Below are 207 nucleotides of genomic sequence, written 5' to 3'. Positions count from 1 at the left end.
TTGTTGGTCCTGTTGTTGTTGGTCCTGTTGTTGTTGGTCCTGTTGTTGTTGGTCCTGTTGTTGTTGGTCCTGTTGCTGTTGATCCTGTTGCTGTTGATCCTGTTGCTGTTGATCCTGTTGCTGTTGATCCTGCTGCTGTTGATCCTGCTGCTGTTGATCCTGCTGCTGTTGATCCTGTTGCTGTTGATCCTGTTGCTGTTGATCCTG

General features: G+C 48.3%; 1 protein-coding gene. It reads left to right on the top strand.

The genetic code is table 11. From position 1 onward, the window contains the following. Positions 1-207, top strand: a 207-nt coding sequence (locus tag AB1L30_RS00580) for a hypothetical protein (protein ID WP_367011408.1), incomplete at both ends; no start/stop codon positions are given.

The organism is Bremerella sp. JC817 (assembly GCF_040718835.1).
Taxonomy (GTDB): domain Bacteria; phylum Planctomycetota; class Planctomycetia; order Pirellulales; family Pirellulaceae; genus Bremerella.
This window is presented reverse-complemented; position numbering and strand designations above follow the sequence as displayed.